At 59.5% G+C, this 1,607-nt stretch carries 2 protein-coding genes; both read left to right on the top strand.

Features of this window, described 5'->3' with window-relative positions; genetic code table 11:
• Positions 1 to 45: 45 nt before the first annotated feature.
• A complete protein-coding gene (gene hfaA / locus B7364_RS08340; protein WP_198534117.1) occupies positions 46 to 597 on the top strand; it encodes a holdfast anchoring protein HfaA in 552 nt (183 codons plus the stop codon).
• Entirely contained in the window at positions 597 to 1,607 is a 1,011-nt protein-coding gene (hfaB, locus tag B7364_RS08345; protein ID WP_085339546.1) for a holdfast anchoring protein HfaB, read from the top strand. Before hfaA ends, hfaB begins: the two co-directional genes overlap by 1 nt.

The raw sequence follows: 1,607 nt of genomic DNA on the forward strand, positions 1-1,607 counted from the left end.
CATTGCAGACTGAGGTGCAGTGTTCGTCCTAAAGGAGCGAAGAATATGAAGGAAGCTCATCCAACTAGCCCTGTGAAGCTTGATCGCGCTCGCTTTGCCCGTGCCGCTTTTGGATTGTCGGCTGCATCTTTGAGCGTGGCAGCCATGCTTGCCGCCATGCCAGCCCATGCGCAGAGCCGGGCCGGCTATGCCAATGAATTCAGCCGTCCCTATGGCACCAATCCCGGCGACCAAAACCGCCCCTATGATGCCAGCACCCGCGACCTCAATGGCAATCGCGTCATTATCGATGGCCGCATCGTGGTGGGCGATGATTTATCGTCTTTGCCTCTGGGCCTCTATAATAGTGGCGCTTCCGGCATGGGCTTCTCCGGCACAGGGGCCGCCATTGGCAACCAGCTCAATGTCAACACCACCGGCAGCTTCAACACCGTGATCGTCAATTCAACCCAGATCAATAACGGCAACCAAACCGTCATCATCAACGGACAAACCGCCTCAACAACCACGGGCAACACCTCGACCGCTGCGGCATCGGCTGTCCCTTCCACCAACAATAACGCCCAGCAGACGCTCAACGGGGGGCTCGACTTCTAATGACCCAATCCACTCTCTTCGCTCGCGCTAAATGGGCCAGCCTCGCCCTTGCAGGCACGCTTGCCCTCACCGGCTGTATCTCGCCCACCGCCACACCGGCTGGCAATTATGCCCGCCCCATCGGCAATGCGCCCGTCACCGCCAACCCAACCCCCTATTCAGCCGCTCTGGTCTGCTTGGGCAATTATGCCCGCTCCCAGAACATCCGCGGGCCCCGTGTCGCCGTCGGTCGTATCTTGGATTACACCGGCAAGTCTGACTTTGAAGGCGGTCGCCAAGTCACCCAAGGCGCTTCCTTGATGGCCATCTCCGCCTTCGCCAAGTCCGGCGCACGTCTGGTCGAACGCTTCGATACCTCCGTGTCTGAGCTTGAACTCAAATATGCCAACAACCGTCTGATCGGGGAAGAAGGCCAAGACTTCCGTCGCATTCTTGCCGGCCAAGTCCCGGGCTCTGACTTCTATCTCATTGGCGGCATCACCGAGCTCAACTACAACATCCGCTCGGTCGGCACAGACACCTTCATCGGTGACCGCGACCCCACCAATGGCAAGGGCATCGTCAATGGCAAGCTCTATGTCATGAATGTCGGTCTCGACTTACGCCTCATCGATACCAAGACGCTGGAAGTCGTCGATGTCATCTCTTACCAAAAGCAGATCATCGGCCGTGAAGTCGGTCTCGGCTATTTCCAATTCCTCGACAACATCACCCTCGACCTCGGGGTTGGTGGCCGCAGCCAAGAGCCCGTCCAACTCGCCGTGCGCTCCGTCATTGAACGGGCTGTCGTCGAAATGATGTCCAACATCTATGGCGTTCCAGGTGCCAGCGCTTGCCAAGGGGCCTTCGGTCCAGGCGGCGATCCCATGGGCCCCATCGGCACCACCGGTGCCTTCGTCCCACGCTCCGACGCCACCGCAGCCGGCGCCGCACCCCGCGCCAATCCCAACAACTGGAACGACACGCGCGACAAAGCCGTCTCCAAATCACTCCGCGGCACCCGGAATTAA

The sequence above is a fragment of the Aquidulcibacter paucihalophilus genome, assembly GCF_002105465.1.
In the GTDB taxonomy this organism is placed as follows: Bacteria; Pseudomonadota; Alphaproteobacteria; order Caulobacterales; family Aquidulcibacteraceae; genus Aquidulcibacter; species Aquidulcibacter paucihalophilus.